The following is a 17,049-nucleotide window of genomic DNA, read 5'->3' as shown; positions in this document are numbered from 1 at the left end:
AATTGGAAAAGCGGCCCGTGGGCTGCTTTTTTTATGCCGCCTTTTGGGTGCGTTTAGCGAACGCGCGTGCCTCAGAGGCGGATTTGGCGCGTAGCCGGTCGATCAAATAGCTTTGGGGATTGGCCCATCCCCGCAGGTTCAATGGTGGCAAGGCTCGGATGAGCTGGCGCTCGGCCAGCTCAACATTTTCGCCGAATGGGACCCTTGCCAGATAGAGTGAGCCCTTCATCCATTACGAGAGGGCTTGCTCGCCTCGAATGTCAAAGCGGAAATGACAACCGGCAGATTGTCGGGAGCGTGGGCGCACCTCCAAGCTTAACTGCTCCTTCAGCAGGACGCCCAGGCTACGCCTGAATGTGCAACTTCCGCTGTGGCCGCTGCGCGGATTGAAATGGTCACGTTGGCTGAAGCCTCGCCGCGTCATGCCAATATAAAGAAGCCCGTCTTCTGGGACCTCAACGGCCGGGAGGTTGCAATTGGACTTGATATAGATCGCGTAGAATCCGCACGTACCCGTCATGATCTTTCGCGTACCAAGGTGCTCGTGCGTCAAACATGGCGCGGCGGACATCATTCAAAATCGTCATGCTAAGCTCCACTCTGCCTTCAGATACTAGCCTCATTTGCGTTTCGTGCTGACTAGCGTTTAGATTGAAATTGCGCCAAATCTCGTTTGACAAACTTTGCCAAAGTGCGCATTTACTCCATGAAGGAGACTGCACATGGCCACGATGAACATCTCTCTGCCGCAGCAAATGAAGGACTGGGTCGAGGAACAGACGAAGGATGGCAAATACGCTAATTCGTCCGATGTCGTGCGCGACCTCATCCGCCGCGAGCTGACTAAGCGCGAGAAGATTGCTGCGATGCAGGAGAAGATCGATGAGGCCTATGCGAGCGGCTTTGTCGAGGTGGATGATATCGATAGCTTCATGGAAAATGTCATGAAGCGCGCGGGGCTTTGACATATTTTGTTTCCGATGCCGCGGCTGCCGACATTCAGTCCATGGCAGATGAAGGGCGCGTTCGGTTTGGTCCTGTCCAGACGAGGTCGTATCTGAAAGGCCTGACGCGAACGTTTCAGCGGATCGCTTCTTTTCCGCAAGCCTATCGAGAACGCTTTGAGATTTTCCCGCCTCAACGGGTGTGCCGCTACGGGGCTCACCTTATCTTCTATGTCTCCGAGGATGCCGGTGTACGCATTCTGCGGATCCGCCACGGTCGTGAAGATTGGCAGGACGAGTAGTGCTGGCCACAAGATTTGGGTCGTAACTCCCGGCGTGGTCAGCTAGCTTTGCCGCGAAACAGACAAGCGAGCGTCCCATGACCCACCCTATCCGCATCGGCATCGGCGGCTGGAATTATGAGCCGTGGGAAGAGACGTTCTACCCGTCCGATCTCGCCAGGAAGCGCCAGCTTGAATATGCCTCGCGCCAGCTGACGGCGATCGAGATCAACTCCACTTTCTACCGAAACCAGAAGCCGCACGTATTCGAGAACTGGGCGGACCAGACCCCCGATGGGTTCAAGTTCACAGTGAAGGCGCAGCGGTTCACGACATCCCGCAAGACGCCCGACGAGATGAAGGAAGCCATCGACTGGTTTATTGGCGGCGGCGTGACGAAGCTCGGTGCCCGGCTCGGCGCGATCAACTGGCAGTTTCCCGAGAGCCGCAAGTTCGATGCCGACTATTTCTCGGCCTTTCTGGGCGCGCTGCCCGCCGAGCATGAGGGGCTGGCCATCCGCCATGCCATCGAGGTTCGCAATGAGAGCTTCAAGACAGAAGAATTCACCGACATGCTGCGGGCGCATGGCTGCGCGCTGGTCTATTCAGACGCCGAAGACTGGCCGATGCCAGATATCGAGACCGCAGGCTTTGCCTATGCCCGGCTTCAGGAAAGCCGTGAGACCTATAAGGCCGGGTATGCCCCTTCGGCACTGGATGACTGGGCAGGCAGGCTGGGGGAGTGGGCCAAAACCCGCGAGGTCTATGCGTTCTTCATTTCCGGTGCCAAGGCGCGCGACCCGCTGGCCGCGCAGGAACTGATCAAGCGAGTGGGAAGGCGGGCCTAGTCCGGCGCGTTTCAGTCCTCGCGGTGGCAATCGAGTGCCGAGACCAGCGCCTTGACGCTGTCTCGCCTCTACAGGGGCGTTTTAGCTTGCCGCCTTCAGCGCCTGATCCAGATCCGCAATCAGGTCGTCGGCGCCTTCGATGCCGATCGAGAGGCGCACTGTGTTCGGTGCGGCGCCAGCGGCGGTCTGTTGCTCTTCGGTAAGCTGGCGGTGGGTGGTCGAGGCCGGGTGGATAACCAGTGAGCGCGTATCGCCGAGATTGGCGACATGGCTGAAGAGATTGAGGGCGCTGACGAACTTCACGCACGCCTCATAGCCGCCTTTCAGCTGCACGGTGAAGAGACCGCTCGCCCCCTTGGGGCATATCTTCGCGACGCGGGATTTGTAGGGCGAGCTGTCGAGGCCGGCATAGGTGACGCCCTCGACGGCCTCATGACCTTCCAGCCAGGCGGCGATCTTTTCGGCATTGGCGACATGTTTCTCCATGCGTAGCGGCAGGGTCTCGATACCCATCAGCGTATAATGCGCGCCTTGCGGGTTCATCGTCATGCCGAGGTCGCGAAGGCCGATGGCGATGCCGTGGAAGGTGAAGGCCGCCGGGCCGAACGTATCCTGGAAGACGAGGCCGTGATAGGCTGGCTCAGGTTGGGAGAGGGACGGGAACTTGTCACTGGCCGACCAGTCGAACTTGCCGGAATCGACGACAACGCCGCCGGTCACCGTGCCATTGCCGGTCATGTATTTGGTGAGCGAGTGGACCACCAGCGTCGCGCCATGCTCGATGGGGCGGCAGAGATACGGAGTGGCCGTCGTATTGTCGACGATAAGCGGGACGCCAGCTGCATCGGCGATGGGCGCGATGGCATCAAGGTCGGTGATATAGCCGCCGGGATTGGCGATGGACTCGCAGAAGACCGCGCGCGTGTCGTCATCAATGGCGGCCTTGACCGCGTCCAGGTCGTCAAAGTCGACGAATTTCGCAGACCAGCCAAAGCGTTTGAAGGTCTGGCTGAACTGGGTGATCGTGCCGCCATAGAGGCGCGTTGACGCCACGATATTGCGGCCCGGTGCCATCAGCGGGAAGAGCGCCATGATTTGCGCGGCGTGGCCTGACGAGGTGCAGACGGCGCCCGCGCCGCCTTCCAGTTCGGCAATCCGGTTCTGCAGGGCCGCGATCGTCGGGTTGGTCAGACGCGAATAGATATAGCCGACTTCCTGCAACCCGAAGAGCGCTGCGGCGTGGTCAGCATCGCGGAACTCATAGGCCGTTGTCTGATAGATCGGGACCTGGCGCGCGCCTGTCGCTGGATCGGCCTCTGTCCCGGCATGGATGGCGAGCGTTCCGAAATCCTGTGGTGCGTCTGACATGGTGTCCCTCCTGAATTCTTGTGTTTGTGTAGGTTTCAAATTGCTTCGTATCGCCCCAAATTCGGTTTGTCTAAAGAGATCAGGCGATGTCTGGAGACATGATGACGCGGGCACCGGGGCGGACCCGTATCGCGCACCTTCTGAATGTGAAACGCAAGGTCGGCGAGGTCGGCATTCCGGCCCGATCACTTGCGCAGATTGGCCGCAAGCTACAAGCAACTTAATATCGATGTTGACGTTGTGTTGATATCGGCGATGCCCGCGACTAGGGCAGCATACTCCTCAAATCAGGTTACCGCGATGCGCATCCAGATTGACGCCAAGCTCGACTATAATTTCCCGCAACCCGCAGATGTTCTGCTGGCGCTGAAGGCGCGACCTCTGGCCGACCAGACTCTCGTTTCGAATTCGCTGGACATTCAGGGCAATGCAAACCTTGGCTTTCTTATCGACGCAGATGAGGCCGATACGCGCTGCTGGATGACGGCGACCGGACCTGTCAGCATTCACTACACGGCGACCGTCGATGTAAGCCGCGGACCCGTCCAGCTTGCTGGCAAATACGTGCCACCGCGCGTGCAATTGCCTGCAGACGTCATCACCTATCTGATGCCCAGCCATTACTGTTGCGGCGCTGACGTCGAGGCGTTTGCGCGCAACGAGCTGTCTGACGTGCAGGGCGGCGACCAGGTGCTGAAAATGGCAGACTGGATCTTCGCTAATTTCGAATATGTGCCGGGCGCGAGCGATGCCGATACGACGGCGGCGGACACGTTTGCTTCGCGTCAGGGCGTTTGCCGCGACTATGCGCACGTCCTGATCAGCTTCTGCCGCGCGGTGGGTATCCCTGCGCGCATGGTGTCGGCCTATGCGCCGGGGCTGACGCCGCCTGATTTTCACGCCGTGGTCGATGTCTGGCTGGACGGCAACTGGCACCTCATAGACCCGACGGGCATGGCAGAGCGTGAAAAGCTTGTCCGCATTATCTGCGGGCGTGACGCGGCCGATATCAGCTTCATGACCATCTTCGGCGAAGCCGAACTCATCTCTCAATCTGTATCGGCATTCGAGGCGCCAGAAGAAGTGGAAGCGGCCTGAGGCTTCCGGGCTGTTGCATTCCCGGGGCTGATCACGGCACTCTCTGAGGAAGGGAGCCGCTATGATCACCACGCTGACACTGCAGACATACGGGCCAAGTCTTTACGATTTCACGGGGCGGGTCGAAGACGCGCTGAGCGAGGCCAGTGTCGCTGAGGGGCTGCTCACCCTCTTCGTGCGTCACACATCCTCCTCGCTGCTCATTCAGGAAAACGCCGACCCGGACGTACTGGCTGACCTAAACGAGTTCTTCCGCAGGCTGGTCCCGCATACCGATGAGACCTCGATGGGCTGGGTGCGCCACAATAGCGAGGGGCCTGACGATATGCCGGCCCATATCAAGGCAGCGCTGACGCAGACATCGCTCTCCATCCCGGTACAGAATGGCGTGATGATGCTCGGTGCCTGGCAGGGCGTCTATCTGTTCGAGCACCGCGACCGTCCGCACCGGCGAGAAGTCGTCCTGCACATTGGGGGATAGGGTCTATGAAGCTTAATCAGGTCACCGTGCCGTGCATCGACTACGCCGCCAGCGTGGCCTTCTACAAGACGCTGGGCCTGATCCAGATCGTCGACAGTCCGCCCCGCTATGCGCGCTTTGAGTGCCCGGATGCGGATGGCGGAGAGCCGGCGACATTCTCGCTGCACCATGTGGAAGGCTGGCAGGGGTGTGACGATCCACTCATCTATTTCGAAGTGGATAATCTCGACGCCGAATATCAGCGTCTGAGGGTTGCAGGACTCGGCTTCCTGAACCCGCCCGAAGATCAGAGCTGGGGCTGGCGTGAAGCCTATCTGAGAGATCCGGCCGACAACCGTATCTGCCTCTATCAGGCCGGAGAGTATCGCCGGTTCCCGCCCTGGCGGATCTAGTAAATCACGGCGGCAGGGCTTGCCGATAGCGGTGCGCGGGCCAACCTCAGGGGCGCAGACAGATATCGCAGGAGCCTTGCCATGAAAGCCGTGAAGATTGCCGCCCCGGGTGGTTTCGACAAACTCAACCTCGTCGACATTGATGACGCGGGACAGCCGGGACCGGGCGAAATCCGTGTGCGGCTGCATGCGACCTCGCTGAACTTTCATGACCTCATCGTCTGCTCAGGCCAGAGCAAGCCAGCCGACGGTCGTATCCCGATGTCGGATGGGGCAGGGGTCGTTGAAGCGATTGGCGAAGGCGTCCGCGACTTTGCTGAAGGCGACCATGTTGTGTCGACCTTCTTCCCACAATGGCTCGCCGGTCCGCCGCGTGTGTCAGACTTCTCCGGCACACCGGGCGACGGAATTGATGGCTATGCCCGCGACGCTGTGGTGGCCAAGGCGACCAGCTTCACCAAAGCGCCCAAGGGCTGGAGCCATGCTGAGGCGGCGACTATCACGACGGCGGGCCTTACAGCCTGGCGCGCCCTCGTGGTCGATGGCGGCCTGAAAGCCGGTGACACCGTGCTTGCGCTCGGCACCGGCGGGGTGTCGATCTTCGCAGTCCAGATCGCCAAGATGATGGGGGCCGAAGTTATCGCGACCTCGTCTTCGGATGAGAAGCTGGAGCGGGTCAAAGCGCTCGGCGCCGACCATGTGATCAATTACAAGAGCGACGAAAAATGGGGCTCCACGGTTGGAGAGCTGACTGGTGGTCGCGGCGCAGATGTCGTGGTTGAGGTTGGTGGGGCCGGCACCCTCTCCCAGTCGATCAAGGCGGTCCGCGTCGGTGGTCATATCGCCCTGATCGGTGTTCTGACAGGGGTCAGCGGCGATGTGCCAACCGCACTGCTCATGCAGAAACAGGCGCGTCTCGAAGGGCTGATCGTCGGCTCGCGCGCTGACCAGCAGGACTTTATCCGCGCCATCGAACATGGCGGCCTTAAGCCTGTCATCGACAAGAGCTTCGGTCTCGGTGAGCTTGGCGACGCCTTTGCCTATCAGCATGCGGGCAAGCATTTCGGCAAGATCGTCGCCGAATGGTAGGCTGAGGCCGCCACGGCTACAGGAAGAACATCCAGATCGCCGTAGATGAAGCGAGGCCTGCTATGACATTCATCGGCAGGCCGACCTTCAGAAAGTCGGCAAACCTGTAGCCACCCGCCGTGTAGACGATCGTATTGGTCTGATAACCGATGGGTGAGGCGAAGCTCGCGCTCGCCCCGAACATCACCGCAAGCACCAGCGCGCGCGGGTCCATCCCCAGACTGCCTGCAAGCTCAATGACCAGAGGCGTCATGATGACAGCAACGGCAGCGTTGGTCACGAGCTCGGTCAGGACGGATGTCAGCGCATAGATCAGCAGAAGAACGATGAAGGGGGAAGCGGCCAGCAGGGTCGGCGACACGCCCGAAACAATCACATCGACGGCACCTGCCTGCTCCAGCCCCTGTCCAACGATCAGCATGGCGATAATGAGCGCCAGCACATTCGCCTGCAGTGATCGCCACGCATCGGTTGCGGTTATACATCCCGTTGCCATGACGATGCCGACGCCGATCAGCGCCGACAGGACAATCGGGAAGCTGAACAAGGCACTTGCCAGGATCACCCCCGCCAGCGTGCCAATCGCAATCGGGGCATGTCCCCGGCGGAAGGGAACAGCATCAATTTCCTGCTCGATAACAAGCGGCGTTGAGTTGGCAAGCGAGCGCAGCGTGGCCTCACTCCCTTCAAGCAGCAGCCGGTCTCCAGCGCGCAGGCGGCAGCTTGCGAGCGTCGGCCCCGGCTGATTGCCAGGACGCGCGAGACCGCGCACCGTGATTTGATAATCCGACAGGTAGGAAAGAAGCGACAGCGGACGGCCGATATTGGAGTCGGTCGGCGTAATGGTTGCCTGTACCTGTTTCGGTTCATCTGCATGATGGCGGCGAAGGCGCAGACCGGTCTTGAAGGCTTCGCTACCTGCGAACGTCAGCAGTTCTTCCAGCGTGGCGCGAATGGTCAGCCGGTCGCCAGCAGCAAGTTCGCGATCTTCGTCTTTCGAGGTGACGATACGGTTGCCCCTTCGCTGGGAGACAAGCCTGACGCCTTTCACTTTCAGCGCTGACAGGTCGTCGGGGCTGACGCCAATCGCCTTGGTGTCCTCATTGGGAAAGATATCGGTCAGGAAAGTCTGCGGCCTGACGTCGTCATCATCTTCTGCTTCGCCGGACGGGAGCAACCAGCGTCCAAAAATGAGCAGGAAGCCAAGCGTCACGCCGAGCGTCACGAGGCCGATGCCGGTAATCTCGAAGATGCTGAACCTTTCCAGCCCCCGCGACAGCGCAACACCGGCCACGATGAGGTTTGTGGAGGTGCCGATCAGGGTCAGCGTACCGCCAAGGATGGAGATGTAGGAGAGCGGGATGAGCAGACGCTTTTTCGACACGGAAAGCTTCTGCGCCAGTGCAATGACGACAGGGACGAGGATGACCACCACAGCGGTGTTGTTCACGAAACCTGACGCGGCAATCGTGACCACGCCAACTAGCAAAATCGCGCCTATCCGTGATGTGTCGGCCAGCGCAAGGATGCGCGAGGCAAGATGTTCAAGAACGCCCGTGCGCTGCAGGGCGGCAGCAAGGATGAACATGGCGCCGATGGTGATCGGGGCGCTGTTGGCAAACGCGCCAAGCGCGGGTTGTTCCCCGACATAACCAAGCGCGAGAAAAGCGGCGGCGCCTGCGATCGCCGTGGCGGCTGGCGGCAGGCGTTCGAGCAGGAAGCTCACAAGCATGACGAGAATGATCGCGATCGCGACCCATTCGGAATAATCTGCTAGAAACATAAGTTCCGAGGTGTCCTTCTGCGCCCGGTTTTCCATGGCTGTCATGGGTCTCGGATGAAGAATATCTACGCTGAAGGCGCGCGTCTAACAGGGGTGTTCATGCAGATTTTCATGGCATGACGCCGTGAAACCCTTCACCCGCCCTGACCATTATGCTTTAAGCGCAGTTTGTTGCGGCGCGTCATATAACCTTTACGTAGGGGCAATCGCGCCCATATATAATTTGGGGCAAATGCAGAGAGCCATTGGAGATCCGAAATGCTTCTCAACATGCTGAAAGCGAAACTGCACTCGGCCACTGTGACCCAGTGCGACCTTCACTATGAGGGCTCGGTTTCCATTGACCAGGAACTGCTGGACGCATCGGGTATCCTCCCGAATGAGCGCGTCGACATCTGGAATGTGACCAATGGCGCCCGAATTCAGACCTATGCGATCGAAGCCCCGCGCGGCTCTCGCACGATTGGCGTGAACGGCGCTGCGGCCCGTCATTTTTCTGTTGGCGACAAGGTGATCATCGCCGCATTCGCGTCCATTGAAGCCGAAAAGGCCAGCCAGCACGCGCCGACGGTCGTTCTGCTGGACGATGCCAATGAGCAGAAGACGCCGAGCGCAGCCTACTAGGTCAGCGACCACATATTCGAAAGTAGAAGGGCGGACCCGCGACCGGGCCCGCCCTTTTTCTATGTGGCATGCTGGCCGCCGCGCCTATTGGCGGAGTTCGAAGGTCACATCGACCGTCACGGCATAACTGACTTCGCCCTGCGCAACTTTGGTCGATGCATCTGCCGCTTCGGCGCGCATCGCCATCATCGGCTGGGGCTGGTAGCCGCCGCTCGACTGCTCATTGATCGTGACGATACGGGCGACGCGGTAGCCGGTTTCTTGCGCATAGAGATTGGCACGGCGCACAGCTGTCTGGATCGCCTGGCGGCGCGCCTCATTGCGCGCTTCGGTTGGGTTGTCCAGGCTGAACTGGAGCCCGGAAATCGTATTGCCACCTTCCTGGACAATCGCGTCCATCGTGCGGCCAAGATTATTGAGATCACGTACTTTCACGCTGAGCTGGTTGCTGGCTGTATAGCCAACGAGGCGCGGCGGCGCTCCATCGCGGTTGGAATAGTCATAACGCGGCTGCAGCGACAGGTTCGATGTCTGCATGTCGCGCGCTGCGACGCCTGCCGCCTCGAGCGCGGAATACACGCCCTCCATGGAGGCTGCATTCTGGCTCATCGCGGCAGAAGCAGTTTCCGCCTCTGTCTGAACGCCGGCGGTGATCGTCGCAATGTCGGGGGCACGTGAAACTTCTCCAGAGGCCGAAACCGACAGCGTGGTTTCTGGCTGGATGGAGTTTGCGTGGTTGGACGGGACGGCCTGCTGGTTCGGTACGCCCTGGGAGGGGGTGGACTGCTGTGCAATCGCTGCACCGCCAGCGAGGGCGGCGGCAACGATTGAGCTGGTCACCATGGTGCGGGCTGATGGTATCTTCATCTGTTACGTCTCCTTGTCGGTCTGCAGGGAATGCTGACTTGCAGTCCTCATTCAATTAGGCCATTGCGGCACCATCGTGACGGCGGCATGTTGCAAATTGCGCAGCCGATGCGATCAGGGCCTGTAGCTCAGTTGGTTAGAGCGGACCGCTCATAACGGTCTGGTCGGGGGTTCAAGTCCCTCCGGGCCCACCACTTCAGACACTTTTCTGCCTGATGACCCCTTTGTTCCAAGGGCCTACCTGTCTTCTGGGACCCAGCTGAGGTCGAGACGCTCATAGCGGTTCACATAGCCGACCAGCTCATTCAGCCCGGCCTCGTCTTTCAGCCGGAAGAAACGCTTGTGGCGCTCGATCAGGTCAAGTTCCAGCAGCTTCTTGACTGACCGGCTTACATGCACCGCAGACAGCCCCGTCGCTGCCCCGATCTGTTCCTGCGTAAGGGGGCAGTGGAACTGGTCATGCAGCAGGGGTTCCATCAGGCGCAATCGCGACATGGTCTGAAGGAGGAAGAGGACCAATCTCAGGTGCCCGTCGGTACGGCGGCAGACAATGACGCGGTCATTCAGCATCGCCTGGTCGATCATGCTGAGCGCGAGGACCAGTCCGCTGATGCGCGGCGACTGTCGTAAAACGTCGGTTAGCCGCTCGCGTGGAAAGCGGCAGACCACGAGCCGCGTCGCGGCGATCGTGGTATTTGGCGTTCGAGCGAAGGCTGCGTCGCCAAGGCCTATGATATCACCGGGGTGATACACAGTTGGAATGTGCGGACGGCCGTTCGTTTCCTCGCGTGTCGCGATTGCCCATCCTTTCTTCAGGATGAAGAGTTCGTTGAGCGGTTCGCCCTCTTTCGCCAGGACGTCGTCCTTGTCGAGATCTTCCTTGTCTTTCTCCAGCGAGGCGAGAAGGTCGGCCTGCTCCTGTGAAAGCGGCGCGAGTTTCTCAAGTTTCGAGGCAAGACAAGAGTCTACCTCGACGCAAATATCTTCGTTTTGCGAATTGATCGTCCTTCTCCCTGGGCATTCCGGTCTTTATACGGGACTCCGCCTTCACGAGGCGGGGACCAGCCTTCGGAGCTTCGAACGCAGGGCAAGAGTGGGTGTTCCGGAAAAAAACCTGTTCAGCGTGTGTCGAACTTGTCGGCTTTCCGGTCTCCGAACAGCATGCGTTGTTCAAGACGTGCACGTAGCGCCGCGTAATAGGCTTCGAGGAAAGCGAGGTCGTCAGATGTCGGGGACGCTTCGCGGCCGATCTTGTTGCGAATGCGGTCCGCGACCTTGGCTTTGATCTCCGACGTGGACTGGCGAAGCACATCCTCCAGCACATGCAGTTCGTGGATGCCATAAGCATCAAGTTCCTCATGCGTGAAGGTGTGATTGCCTGCGGTTGCCAGCGGTTCTGCGGACGTGATGTCCTTCTTGAGTTTCACGCGCGGCGCATGAATGACCATCGTGCCTGCGATGAGGTCCCCAACGCGAAGTTTTTCGGAGTTGAATAGCGGGAAGAGAACGAAGGTAGCCGCCCAGACTAGCGCAAGCAGGCGGGTCCACGCCCCGACAGCGTCTTCCGATCCCATGACCAGCAGGGTGAGCGGCAAAAAGACTTCCAGTTCGCGCATGAAATTGCGGGCAAGAACGGCATTTGCCGTCAACCGACCACCATTTCGGGCGGCAACCCGCAGACCGAGTGCGCGCTTGCCCGGCGTTGCCGCTTTCCGGCCGATCTCGAAAAAGGTGAAATAGAAGACCCGGAGGAGAAAGACGACGACCGCCGCGATGGAGCCCGCGATCTGCCAGCCGCGGAAACCCATTTCCGAAAAGACGATCGCGACAAGCCAGCTGAACGCGATGACCGTGATTACCAAGATCGAGAAGTCGAGAAGGAAGGCGCCCGCCCGTTCTGACGCTGTGGCCACTCGCAAATTGAGTGCCGCGCCTTCCGGCGTGACGAGCGGACGAATGCGCCTTGCCTGTCGCTCCTGTTCCTTCACCCGCATATCTCGGCGGCGCAGCGCCTCGCGTCGCGCCTCGATCGCTTGGCTGTCTTTCTTGCCTTTGCGCCTTGCCATCATACAGCCTCGTCCGTGCGGCGGGGCCAATAGAAATAGGCGAGCCAGAAGATCAGCGTTCCGATTGCGATGGTATAGCGCGTCATATCGTTATTGATGAGCTGGCGGCCAAACCCTTCGAGCAGTGCCGCCAGGAAAAGCATGATCACCGCGCCCATGATGACGAGCGCTGCCTGATTGCCTGTGTCGCGAAGGGACTGGATGCGCGTCTTCTTACCGGGGAAGGCTACGGCGCCGCCAATCATGAAACCGGCCGCTCCAGCCAGGACGATGGCGAATAGCTCTGTGACGCCGTGGATGAAGAGCCAGCCAGTCAGCTCGGCGCCAAGTCCTTTCGAGAAGAACACCGCCATGAAGCTGCCAATGCTGAGGCCATTGTAGATTAGGAGGATGGTTGTCGGGATGCCGAGACAAAATCCCAGCGCAAAAGCTGTCACGGCAATCGTGCTGTTGTGCGAGAATAGCTGCGCGGCGAAAGCGCCCAACATGTCCGCGATATTGGTTTCTTCCGTATAGAGTGTGGAGCGCAGATAGTCGTATCCCGCGTCAGGGTTGCGGCTGTCCCAGCCGGAATTGAACGTCCAGAACCATTCAGGGTCCTGCAAGGTCAGGATAAAGGCGAGAAGCCCGCCGCCAAACAGGCAGAGCGCCGCCAGCAGTGTCGGCAGGACGGCACGCGATACGGCATCCGGCCAGTCGCGCCTGAAATACTGGGCGATCCGCGCGCCCATACTGGCGCGGGTGCCATAGACGAAGAAATAGGCACGCGCACACAGCGTCTCGAGATAGGCGAGCAGGTTCTGGTCGAGCGAGATCGAGCGTGCCATCGAGAGCGACGAGACTGCCTGACGATAAAGCCGGGGCAGGGCCAGCATGTCCTCATCCGAAAGGCGTTTGACGCCGCGCTTTTCGGCCCGCGTTACGATACGGTCCAGTGCCTGCCAGTCGGCCTCGCGTTCCTCACGGAAGCGGTAGGATTTCATCACCCGGTCGTTCAAAGGAGCTCCCTCCGCTTGATGTCGAGATAGCGTGAGACAAGCTCAGAGCCGAATTTCTCCGGCGTGGTCTCGACGATCTGCACGCCCATCCGCTGAAGCTTGCGCAACACGACCTCCCGCTCCTGCAGCAACGTGTCTGCGACAACGGCGCGGCTGACATCCTCCGATGAGGCTGGCTCTGCGTCGATCATGGAAGAAAGCGCCTCATCCTCGAACGTAGCGAAGATAACGATGTGCTTGTCGGTGAGGCGCCGGACATTCTCGAGCATCAATTCAGCTGAGATCGTGTCGACGAAATCGGTGAAGAGGATGACGAGTGAGCGTCGCCCCAACCGCCCGGCGAGCGAGGTTAGCGCAAGCGTGTAATTCGCGTCCTCGGCTGAATAGTCGAGCTCTGAGGCAAGCTTCTGCACATGCGGGAAGGCGCCTGGCCCGGTCAGCAGGCTGGAGGCGACGCCGGGGCGGGCATCAAAGCCGAATATGGCTGTGCGGTCGCCAGAGCGGAGCGACACATAGGCGAGCAGCAGGGCTGAATTGATCGCCCGGTCGATCTTGGGGACGCCGCGCAGCGGTTCACTCATCAGGCGGCCTGTATCGAAGGCGAAGACGATATTGTGGTTGCGCTCGGTGCGAAATTCCTTGGCGAGCAGCGTGTTGTGACGGGCTGAATGCTTCCAGTCGATGGCCCGCCGGTCCATGCCGGCGGTGAACTCACGCAGGGCGTCGAACTCAGACCCGTCGCCGCGGTCTATCTGCATCTTGATGCCAAAATCGGCGTCGCGCTGATAAAGCCGCACGGCTTCATCCTTTACCCAACGCGTGTTCGGCGTGATCGCGAGTTCGGTGCCGAGCGTTTCAGTCTTGCGAATGGCGACAAGGCCAAGCGGGCCTTTCCAGCGCACCCATATCCGCTCGATGCGTCCGGTCCCCCGGCGTAGCGGCGTCAGCGTATATTCAGCCGTGTGCGCATTGTCGTTAAAGCCTTTCAGCCATTTGCGCACAGGCGGCTCGATCAGCTCATTGGTCTCCATCTCCGTCTCGACAAGATGGGGCAGAGGGCCTCTGCGAAAGCGGTAGGTGACCGCTACCGGATCGTCGCCCGAAATGTAGAGAAGCGGCGGCGCGTCGACCTCGATGCTGAGGTCGGAGGCGCGCGCGACAAGCGCGGTATCGGCCAGCATCAGCGCCAGTACCCCTGCGATCCAGCCAGCGGAAAGCGTCCAGAGCCCCGGCGCGGCGATGGCAATTACCACGAGCAAGGGCAGACCGGCCAGCATCAGAAAGACGGCGCGCAGGGTCGGTGCGATCATCTCGGCGCGGGCGTCTGGTCGATGAGGGCAGCGAGGGTCTCGTCGGTGCTGCGCCCTTCGATCTCGGCTGCCGGAGAAAGGATCACGCGGTGGCGCAAGGCGGGGCGTGCCAGCGTCTTCACATCATCGGGGATGACGAAATCGCGACCGTCGAGCGCGGCCCGCGACCGCGATGCGGCTGCGATGGCCGCAGCTGCGCGGGGGCTGGCGCCGGTTTCAAGCGCGGGCGTCTCCCGCGTCGCGCGCACGATATCGACGATATAGCCCGCAATATCCTCCTTCACCTTGACATTGGCGACGCTAACGACGGCCTCGTTCAGCTCAGCAGCGGTCACGACAGCGGAGACCCCGAAGGCGGCCGCCGTACGCATGCCGGTGCGGTTGCCATGGCCGGTGACAATGGCCAGTTCTTCATCGCGCGTCGGATAGTCGAGCACGTGCTTGAACAGGAAGCGGTCGAGCTGGGCTTCCGGCAGCGGGTAGGTGCCTTGCTGCTCGATCGGGTTCTGCGTAGCGATGACCATGAAGCGGTCGTTCAACGTGTGCGCCTTGCCGTCGATGGTCACCTTGCGCTCCTGCATAGCTTCCAGCAGCGCGGCCTGCGTCTTTGGCGGCGTGCGGTTGATCTCGTCTGCCAGCAGGATGTCGGTAAAGATCGGCCCCTTGGTGAGTGAGAACTCATTGGTCTGGAAGTTGAAGAGGTTCGTGCCCAGCACGTCGCCCGGCATCAGGTCCGGTGTGAACTGGATACGCCCGAAGTCGAGATCGATAGCGGCGGCAAAGCACTGGGTCAGCAGCGTCTTCGCTGTACCGGGCGGGCCTTCGAGCAGGATGTGGCCTGCCGAGAATAGCGCCGTCAGCATGAGGTCGACCGTATCGACCTGTCCGATCACGGCCTTGGAGACCTCAGACCTGATCCGGCCGGCGAGGCCCTGAACTGTCTCATTGCTCATGTGTCATCTCCTTGCGCCAGCGCCATAGCGCGCGGGCCTTGTTCCTGAGGTCATCGCGGGAGCTTGCAGGCGAAGAGAGCCCCGCCTGAAGCTTTGAAAAACTCGTCTCCATGCCCTGCTGCTCTGCCATCCGGTCAAGCAGGGCCTGATACTCTTCTTCCGAGAGGGTGCGCGGCAGGCCAAGCTCCCGGCTTAGTGCGCGGCGGCTAAGGGCGAGATAGCCGGGCGCCATGCGCTTCTCGCGCCCTGCCATCGCGATGAGGCCGGCCGAGTTATCTGCCAGCGCGCGCTTGCCAGCCTGGATGGCGCGGGTCTCGCGCTCCGGCGCGCCGAAACGAACTGCCGACGCCCAGCCAACCAGCAGCATCGTGGCGAGCCCGATCAGTGTCGCGCCGAGGAAAGGAATGTCGAGCAGGATCTTCAGGAGGTTCGTCGAATGCTCGAACCCGTGCAGCGTCGCATCGAACACGATGGGGCGGCGGCCATTGTCTGAAAGGTCTGCGAGGATACCGAGGCCAAGCCGGGCATTCTCCAGCCGCGACAGGCCGAAATTGTTGAGAAGATCAGGGTCCGACAGAACATAAAGCTCGCGGTCGGGGACCTTGCCGAGGAGCACGCCGCCCGGCACCGAAATCAGCGGCTCGAGCTGGTCGGCTTCGATGACCTGCAATTCGTCTTCAAAGTCCGGGTTGAACGTGCCGAAGTCGGTCGTGACTTCGCCCGGGTTCTCTTCGCGCGCGATGTCGCCATCCTCATCGAACTCGCGCAGCAGGATGCGCACGCGTTCTGTCGAGGCGAGGTCTGAAGTCAGCTCCCAGCTGCGCTTGGCGGGGTTGGAGCGGTAATTCCATTTCGGCAGCACGATCAGGGCAGGACCGGAGATCTCGTCCGGGTCGAGGCTGCGTCCACTAATCCCGAGCGTTGCGACAACCATGCGCCGCCCACCCGTCTCCATAGTGCGGGGCAGGCGCGACACGCTGACATCGCGGCCCTGCGCCTCCAGCATGTTGATCAGTCCCTCATACCCGGTCGCGGAGCGCGAATAGGGGGTCGGGCCGGCCCGGTCACGGGAGGCAAGGTCCGGCGACCAGGCCATGAGAGTCAGCACGGCGCCAAGCGACAGCAGCGAGACGATGATGAGGATAATGATGACGCGGCCGGTAAAGGGCGTGCGCGCTTGAGGCAGGCGTTCACTCATGCGCGTGCCGCCTTGAAGGCGAAGGCCTCATAGGACGCCCGCGCTTCCTTCCAGCCGCTCTGGTCTACGGGCCGGTCGCCAAAGAATGACTTCTCGACGAGACGGATGATGGGCGACAGCGCGGCGCGCGCGCGTTCCGGCAGGTCGCCAAGGCGTTCGATCTCGCGCGCGGTCAGCGATTGCGGCACGCCACCTGCGCGCCGTGCATTGAGGTCGGCAATCGAGCGGAAGAGGAGGAGGTGGACCGCTTCGGCATAGCGGCCTTCAGCGGCGAGAGCGTCTGCTTGTTGGAGCAGGGCTTCCGCCTCTTCCCTGGCGGGCCTGCCCTCATCGATGATGGAAAAATCTGCTTCGGCTTTCTGTTCGCGCTTGCGCCGGCCGGGCAGGGTCAGCCCGCCAAGCATGTACCAGAGGGCATAGGCTACGACGGCAACCACTGCCCCGATCAGTAGATACCGGATAAGCCAGCCAAAATTCTGGAAGATCCATGCGAAGAATTTGCCGATGGCTTCGATGATACCGTTATTGCGACGCGGAGTTCCCTCGTCCGGTTCCGGCTCGAAAGTCGGGCGCTCGGACTGTATGCGGCCATTGGCCGTGTGCGCTTCAACGAGTGCCTCGACATCGGCTTCGTCGCTGGCGGCCGCCTGTGCGATGGCCTGCGCGTTAAGAAAAGGACTAGCGAACACCAAGACGGTAAGGAGTGCGCCAAGCAGAATGGACTTCAAGCAATCGCCTCCTCTTGCGTC

The 17,049-nt window shown here is 60.8% G+C and carries 21 protein-coding genes and 1 tRNA gene; 10 read left to right on the top strand and 12 right to left on the bottom strand.

The features are described 5' to 3' along the window. Positions 1-31: 31 nt before the first annotated feature. Together O4G74_RS10620 and O4G74_RS16455 are read right to left on the bottom strand one after the other, a co-directional pair. Positions 32-229, bottom strand: coding sequence for a hypothetical protein (locus tag O4G74_RS10620; RefSeq protein ID WP_269402583.1), 198 nt, complete (start codon positions 227-229; stop codon positions 32-34). Positions 230-232: 3 nt separating this feature from the next. Next, positions 233-520 carry a GIY-YIG nuclease family protein gene (locus O4G74_RS16455; protein ID WP_419715395.1) on the bottom strand — a complete coding sequence of 96 codons (288 nt, stop codon included), beginning with the start codon at positions 518-520 and terminating at the stop codon, positions 233-235. A gap of 202 nt (positions 521-722) precedes the next feature. On the opposite strand from O4G74_RS16455, the gene O4G74_RS10615 reads away from it, so the two are divergent. The 3 genes from O4G74_RS10615 (at position 723) to O4G74_RS10610 (ending at position 2,073) form a co-directional block, all read left to right on the top strand. Further along, entirely contained in the window at positions 723-965 is a 243-nt protein-coding gene (locus O4G74_RS10615; protein ID WP_269402582.1) for a type II toxin-antitoxin system ParD family antitoxin, read from the top strand. Beyond that, complete coding sequence (locus O4G74_RS16450) at positions 962-1,246, top strand: type II toxin-antitoxin system RelE/ParE family toxin (protein ID WP_419715384.1); 285 nt, start codon at positions 962-964, stop codon at positions 1,244-1,246. The genes O4G74_RS10615 and O4G74_RS16450 overlap by 4 nt, the downstream gene beginning before the upstream one ends. A gap of 77 nt (positions 1,247-1,323) precedes the next feature. After that, complete coding sequence (locus O4G74_RS10610) at positions 1,324-2,073, top strand: DUF72 domain-containing protein (protein WP_269402581.1); 750 nt, start codon at positions 1,324-1,326, stop codon at positions 2,071-2,073. An 81-nt stretch (positions 2,074-2,154) separates the two neighbouring features. On the opposite strand, the gene O4G74_RS10605 is transcribed toward O4G74_RS10610, so the two are convergent. Beyond that, on the bottom strand, positions 2,155-3,441 hold the full coding sequence (locus O4G74_RS10605) for an O-acetylhomoserine aminocarboxypropyltransferase/cysteine synthase family protein (RefSeq protein WP_269402580.1): 1,287 nt from the start codon (positions 3,439-3,441) through the stop codon (positions 2,155-2,157). A gap of 86 nt (positions 3,442-3,527) precedes the next feature. Between O4G74_RS10605 and O4G74_RS10600 the strand changes: the two genes are divergently transcribed. The 5 genes from O4G74_RS10600 (at position 3,528) to O4G74_RS10580 (ending at position 6,501) form a co-directional block, all read left to right on the top strand. Next, positions 3,528-3,665: a hypothetical protein gene (locus O4G74_RS10600; protein ID WP_269402579.1), complete on the top strand. Its 138-nt coding sequence runs from the start codon at positions 3,528-3,530 to the stop codon at positions 3,663-3,665. 76 nt (positions 3,666-3,741) lie between these two features. Then, positions 3,742-4,539: a transglutaminase-like domain-containing protein gene (locus tag O4G74_RS10595; RefSeq protein WP_269402578.1), complete on the top strand. Its 798-nt coding sequence runs from the start codon at positions 3,742-3,744 to the stop codon at positions 4,537-4,539. A gap of 61 nt (positions 4,540-4,600) precedes the next feature. After that, positions 4,601-5,020 carry a secondary thiamine-phosphate synthase enzyme YjbQ gene (locus tag O4G74_RS10590; RefSeq protein WP_269402577.1) on the top strand — a complete coding sequence of 140 codons (420 nt, stop codon included), beginning with the start codon at positions 4,601-4,603 and terminating at the stop codon, positions 5,018-5,020. Between the two features lie 5 nt (positions 5,021-5,025). Beyond that, positions 5,026-5,412 carry a VOC family protein gene (locus O4G74_RS10585; RefSeq protein WP_269402576.1) on the top strand — a complete coding sequence of 129 codons (387 nt, stop codon included), beginning with the start codon at positions 5,026-5,028 and terminating at the stop codon, positions 5,410-5,412. An 81-nt stretch (positions 5,413-5,493) separates the two neighbouring features. Then, a complete protein-coding gene (locus O4G74_RS10580) occupies positions 5,494-6,501 on the top strand; it encodes a zinc-dependent alcohol dehydrogenase family protein (RefSeq protein ID WP_269402575.1) in 1,008 nt (335 codons plus the stop codon). 16 nt (positions 6,502-6,517) lie between these two features. Here O4G74_RS10580 and O4G74_RS10575 read toward each other — a convergent pair whose 3' ends face one another. Beyond that, entirely contained in the window at positions 6,518-8,284 is a 1,767-nt protein-coding gene (locus O4G74_RS10575) for an SLC13 family permease (RefSeq protein ID WP_269402574.1), read from the bottom strand. Positions 8,285-8,542: 258 nt separating this feature from the next. Here O4G74_RS10575 and panD point away from each other — a divergent pair, with 258 nt between their 5' ends. Then, entirely contained in the window at positions 8,543-8,908 is a 366-nt protein-coding gene (gene panD / locus O4G74_RS10570) for an aspartate 1-decarboxylase (protein WP_119378192.1), read from the top strand. Positions 8,909-8,992: 84 nt separating this feature from the next. Here the strand turns inward: panD and O4G74_RS10565 are convergent, their stop codons facing one another. Beyond that, positions 8,993-9,775, bottom strand: coding sequence for an SIMPL domain-containing protein (locus O4G74_RS10565; RefSeq protein WP_269402573.1), 783 nt, complete (start codon positions 9,773-9,775; stop codon positions 8,993-8,995). A gap of 117 nt (positions 9,776-9,892) precedes the next feature. On the opposite strand from O4G74_RS10565, the gene O4G74_RS10560 reads away from it, so the two are divergent. Further along, a tRNA-Ile gene (locus O4G74_RS10560) sits at positions 9,893-9,969 on the top strand. 43 nt (positions 9,970-10,012) lie between these two features. On the opposite strand, the gene O4G74_RS10555 is transcribed toward O4G74_RS10560, so the two are convergent. The 7 genes from O4G74_RS10555 to O4G74_RS10525 all read right to left on the bottom strand — a co-directional run bounded on the left by O4G74_RS10555 (position 10,013) and on the right by O4G74_RS10525 (position 17,028). Further along, the gene (locus O4G74_RS10555; protein ID WP_269402831.1) at positions 10,013-10,669 is read right to left on the bottom strand and encodes a Crp/Fnr family transcriptional regulator; all 657 of its coding nucleotides are present in this window, start codon (positions 10,667-10,669) and stop codon (positions 10,013-10,015) included. A gap of 224 nt (positions 10,670-10,893) precedes the next feature. Next, entirely contained in the window at positions 10,894-11,841 is a 948-nt protein-coding gene (locus tag O4G74_RS10550; RefSeq protein ID WP_269402572.1) for an RDD family protein, read from the bottom strand. Beyond that, complete coding sequence (locus O4G74_RS10545) at positions 11,841-12,839, bottom strand: stage II sporulation protein M (RefSeq protein WP_269402571.1); 999 nt, start codon at positions 12,837-12,839, stop codon at positions 11,841-11,843. The genes O4G74_RS10550 and O4G74_RS10545 overlap by 1 nt, the downstream gene beginning before the upstream one ends. Continuing rightward, positions 12,836-14,149, bottom strand: a complete 1,314-nt coding sequence (locus O4G74_RS10540) for a DUF58 domain-containing protein (protein ID WP_269402570.1) — start codon at positions 14,147-14,149, stop codon at positions 12,836-12,838. Before O4G74_RS10540 ends, O4G74_RS10545 begins: the two co-directional genes overlap by 4 nt. Then, the gene (locus tag O4G74_RS10535; RefSeq protein ID WP_269402569.1) at positions 14,146-15,102 is read right to left on the bottom strand and encodes an AAA family ATPase; all 957 of its coding nucleotides are present in this window, start codon (positions 15,100-15,102) and stop codon (positions 14,146-14,148) included. The genes O4G74_RS10540 and O4G74_RS10535 overlap by 4 nt, the downstream gene beginning before the upstream one ends. After that, a complete protein-coding gene (locus O4G74_RS10530) occupies positions 15,092-16,300 on the bottom strand; it encodes a DUF4350 domain-containing protein (protein WP_269402568.1) in 1,209 nt (402 codons plus the stop codon). Before O4G74_RS10530 ends, O4G74_RS10535 begins: the two co-directional genes overlap by 11 nt. Next, positions 16,297-17,028, bottom strand: coding sequence for a hypothetical protein (locus O4G74_RS10525; protein ID WP_269402567.1), 732 nt, complete (start codon positions 17,026-17,028; stop codon positions 16,297-16,299). Before O4G74_RS10525 ends, O4G74_RS10530 begins: the two co-directional genes overlap by 4 nt. Positions 17,029-17,049 lie beyond the last annotated feature (21 nt).

The sequence above is a fragment of the Henriciella marina genome (genome assembly GCF_027213945.1).
Lineage (GTDB): Bacteria > Pseudomonadota > Alphaproteobacteria > Caulobacterales > Hyphomonadaceae > Henriciella > Henriciella marina_A.
Note: the sequence above shows the minus strand (reverse complement) of the source record. Positions and strands in the feature narration are given on the sequence as shown.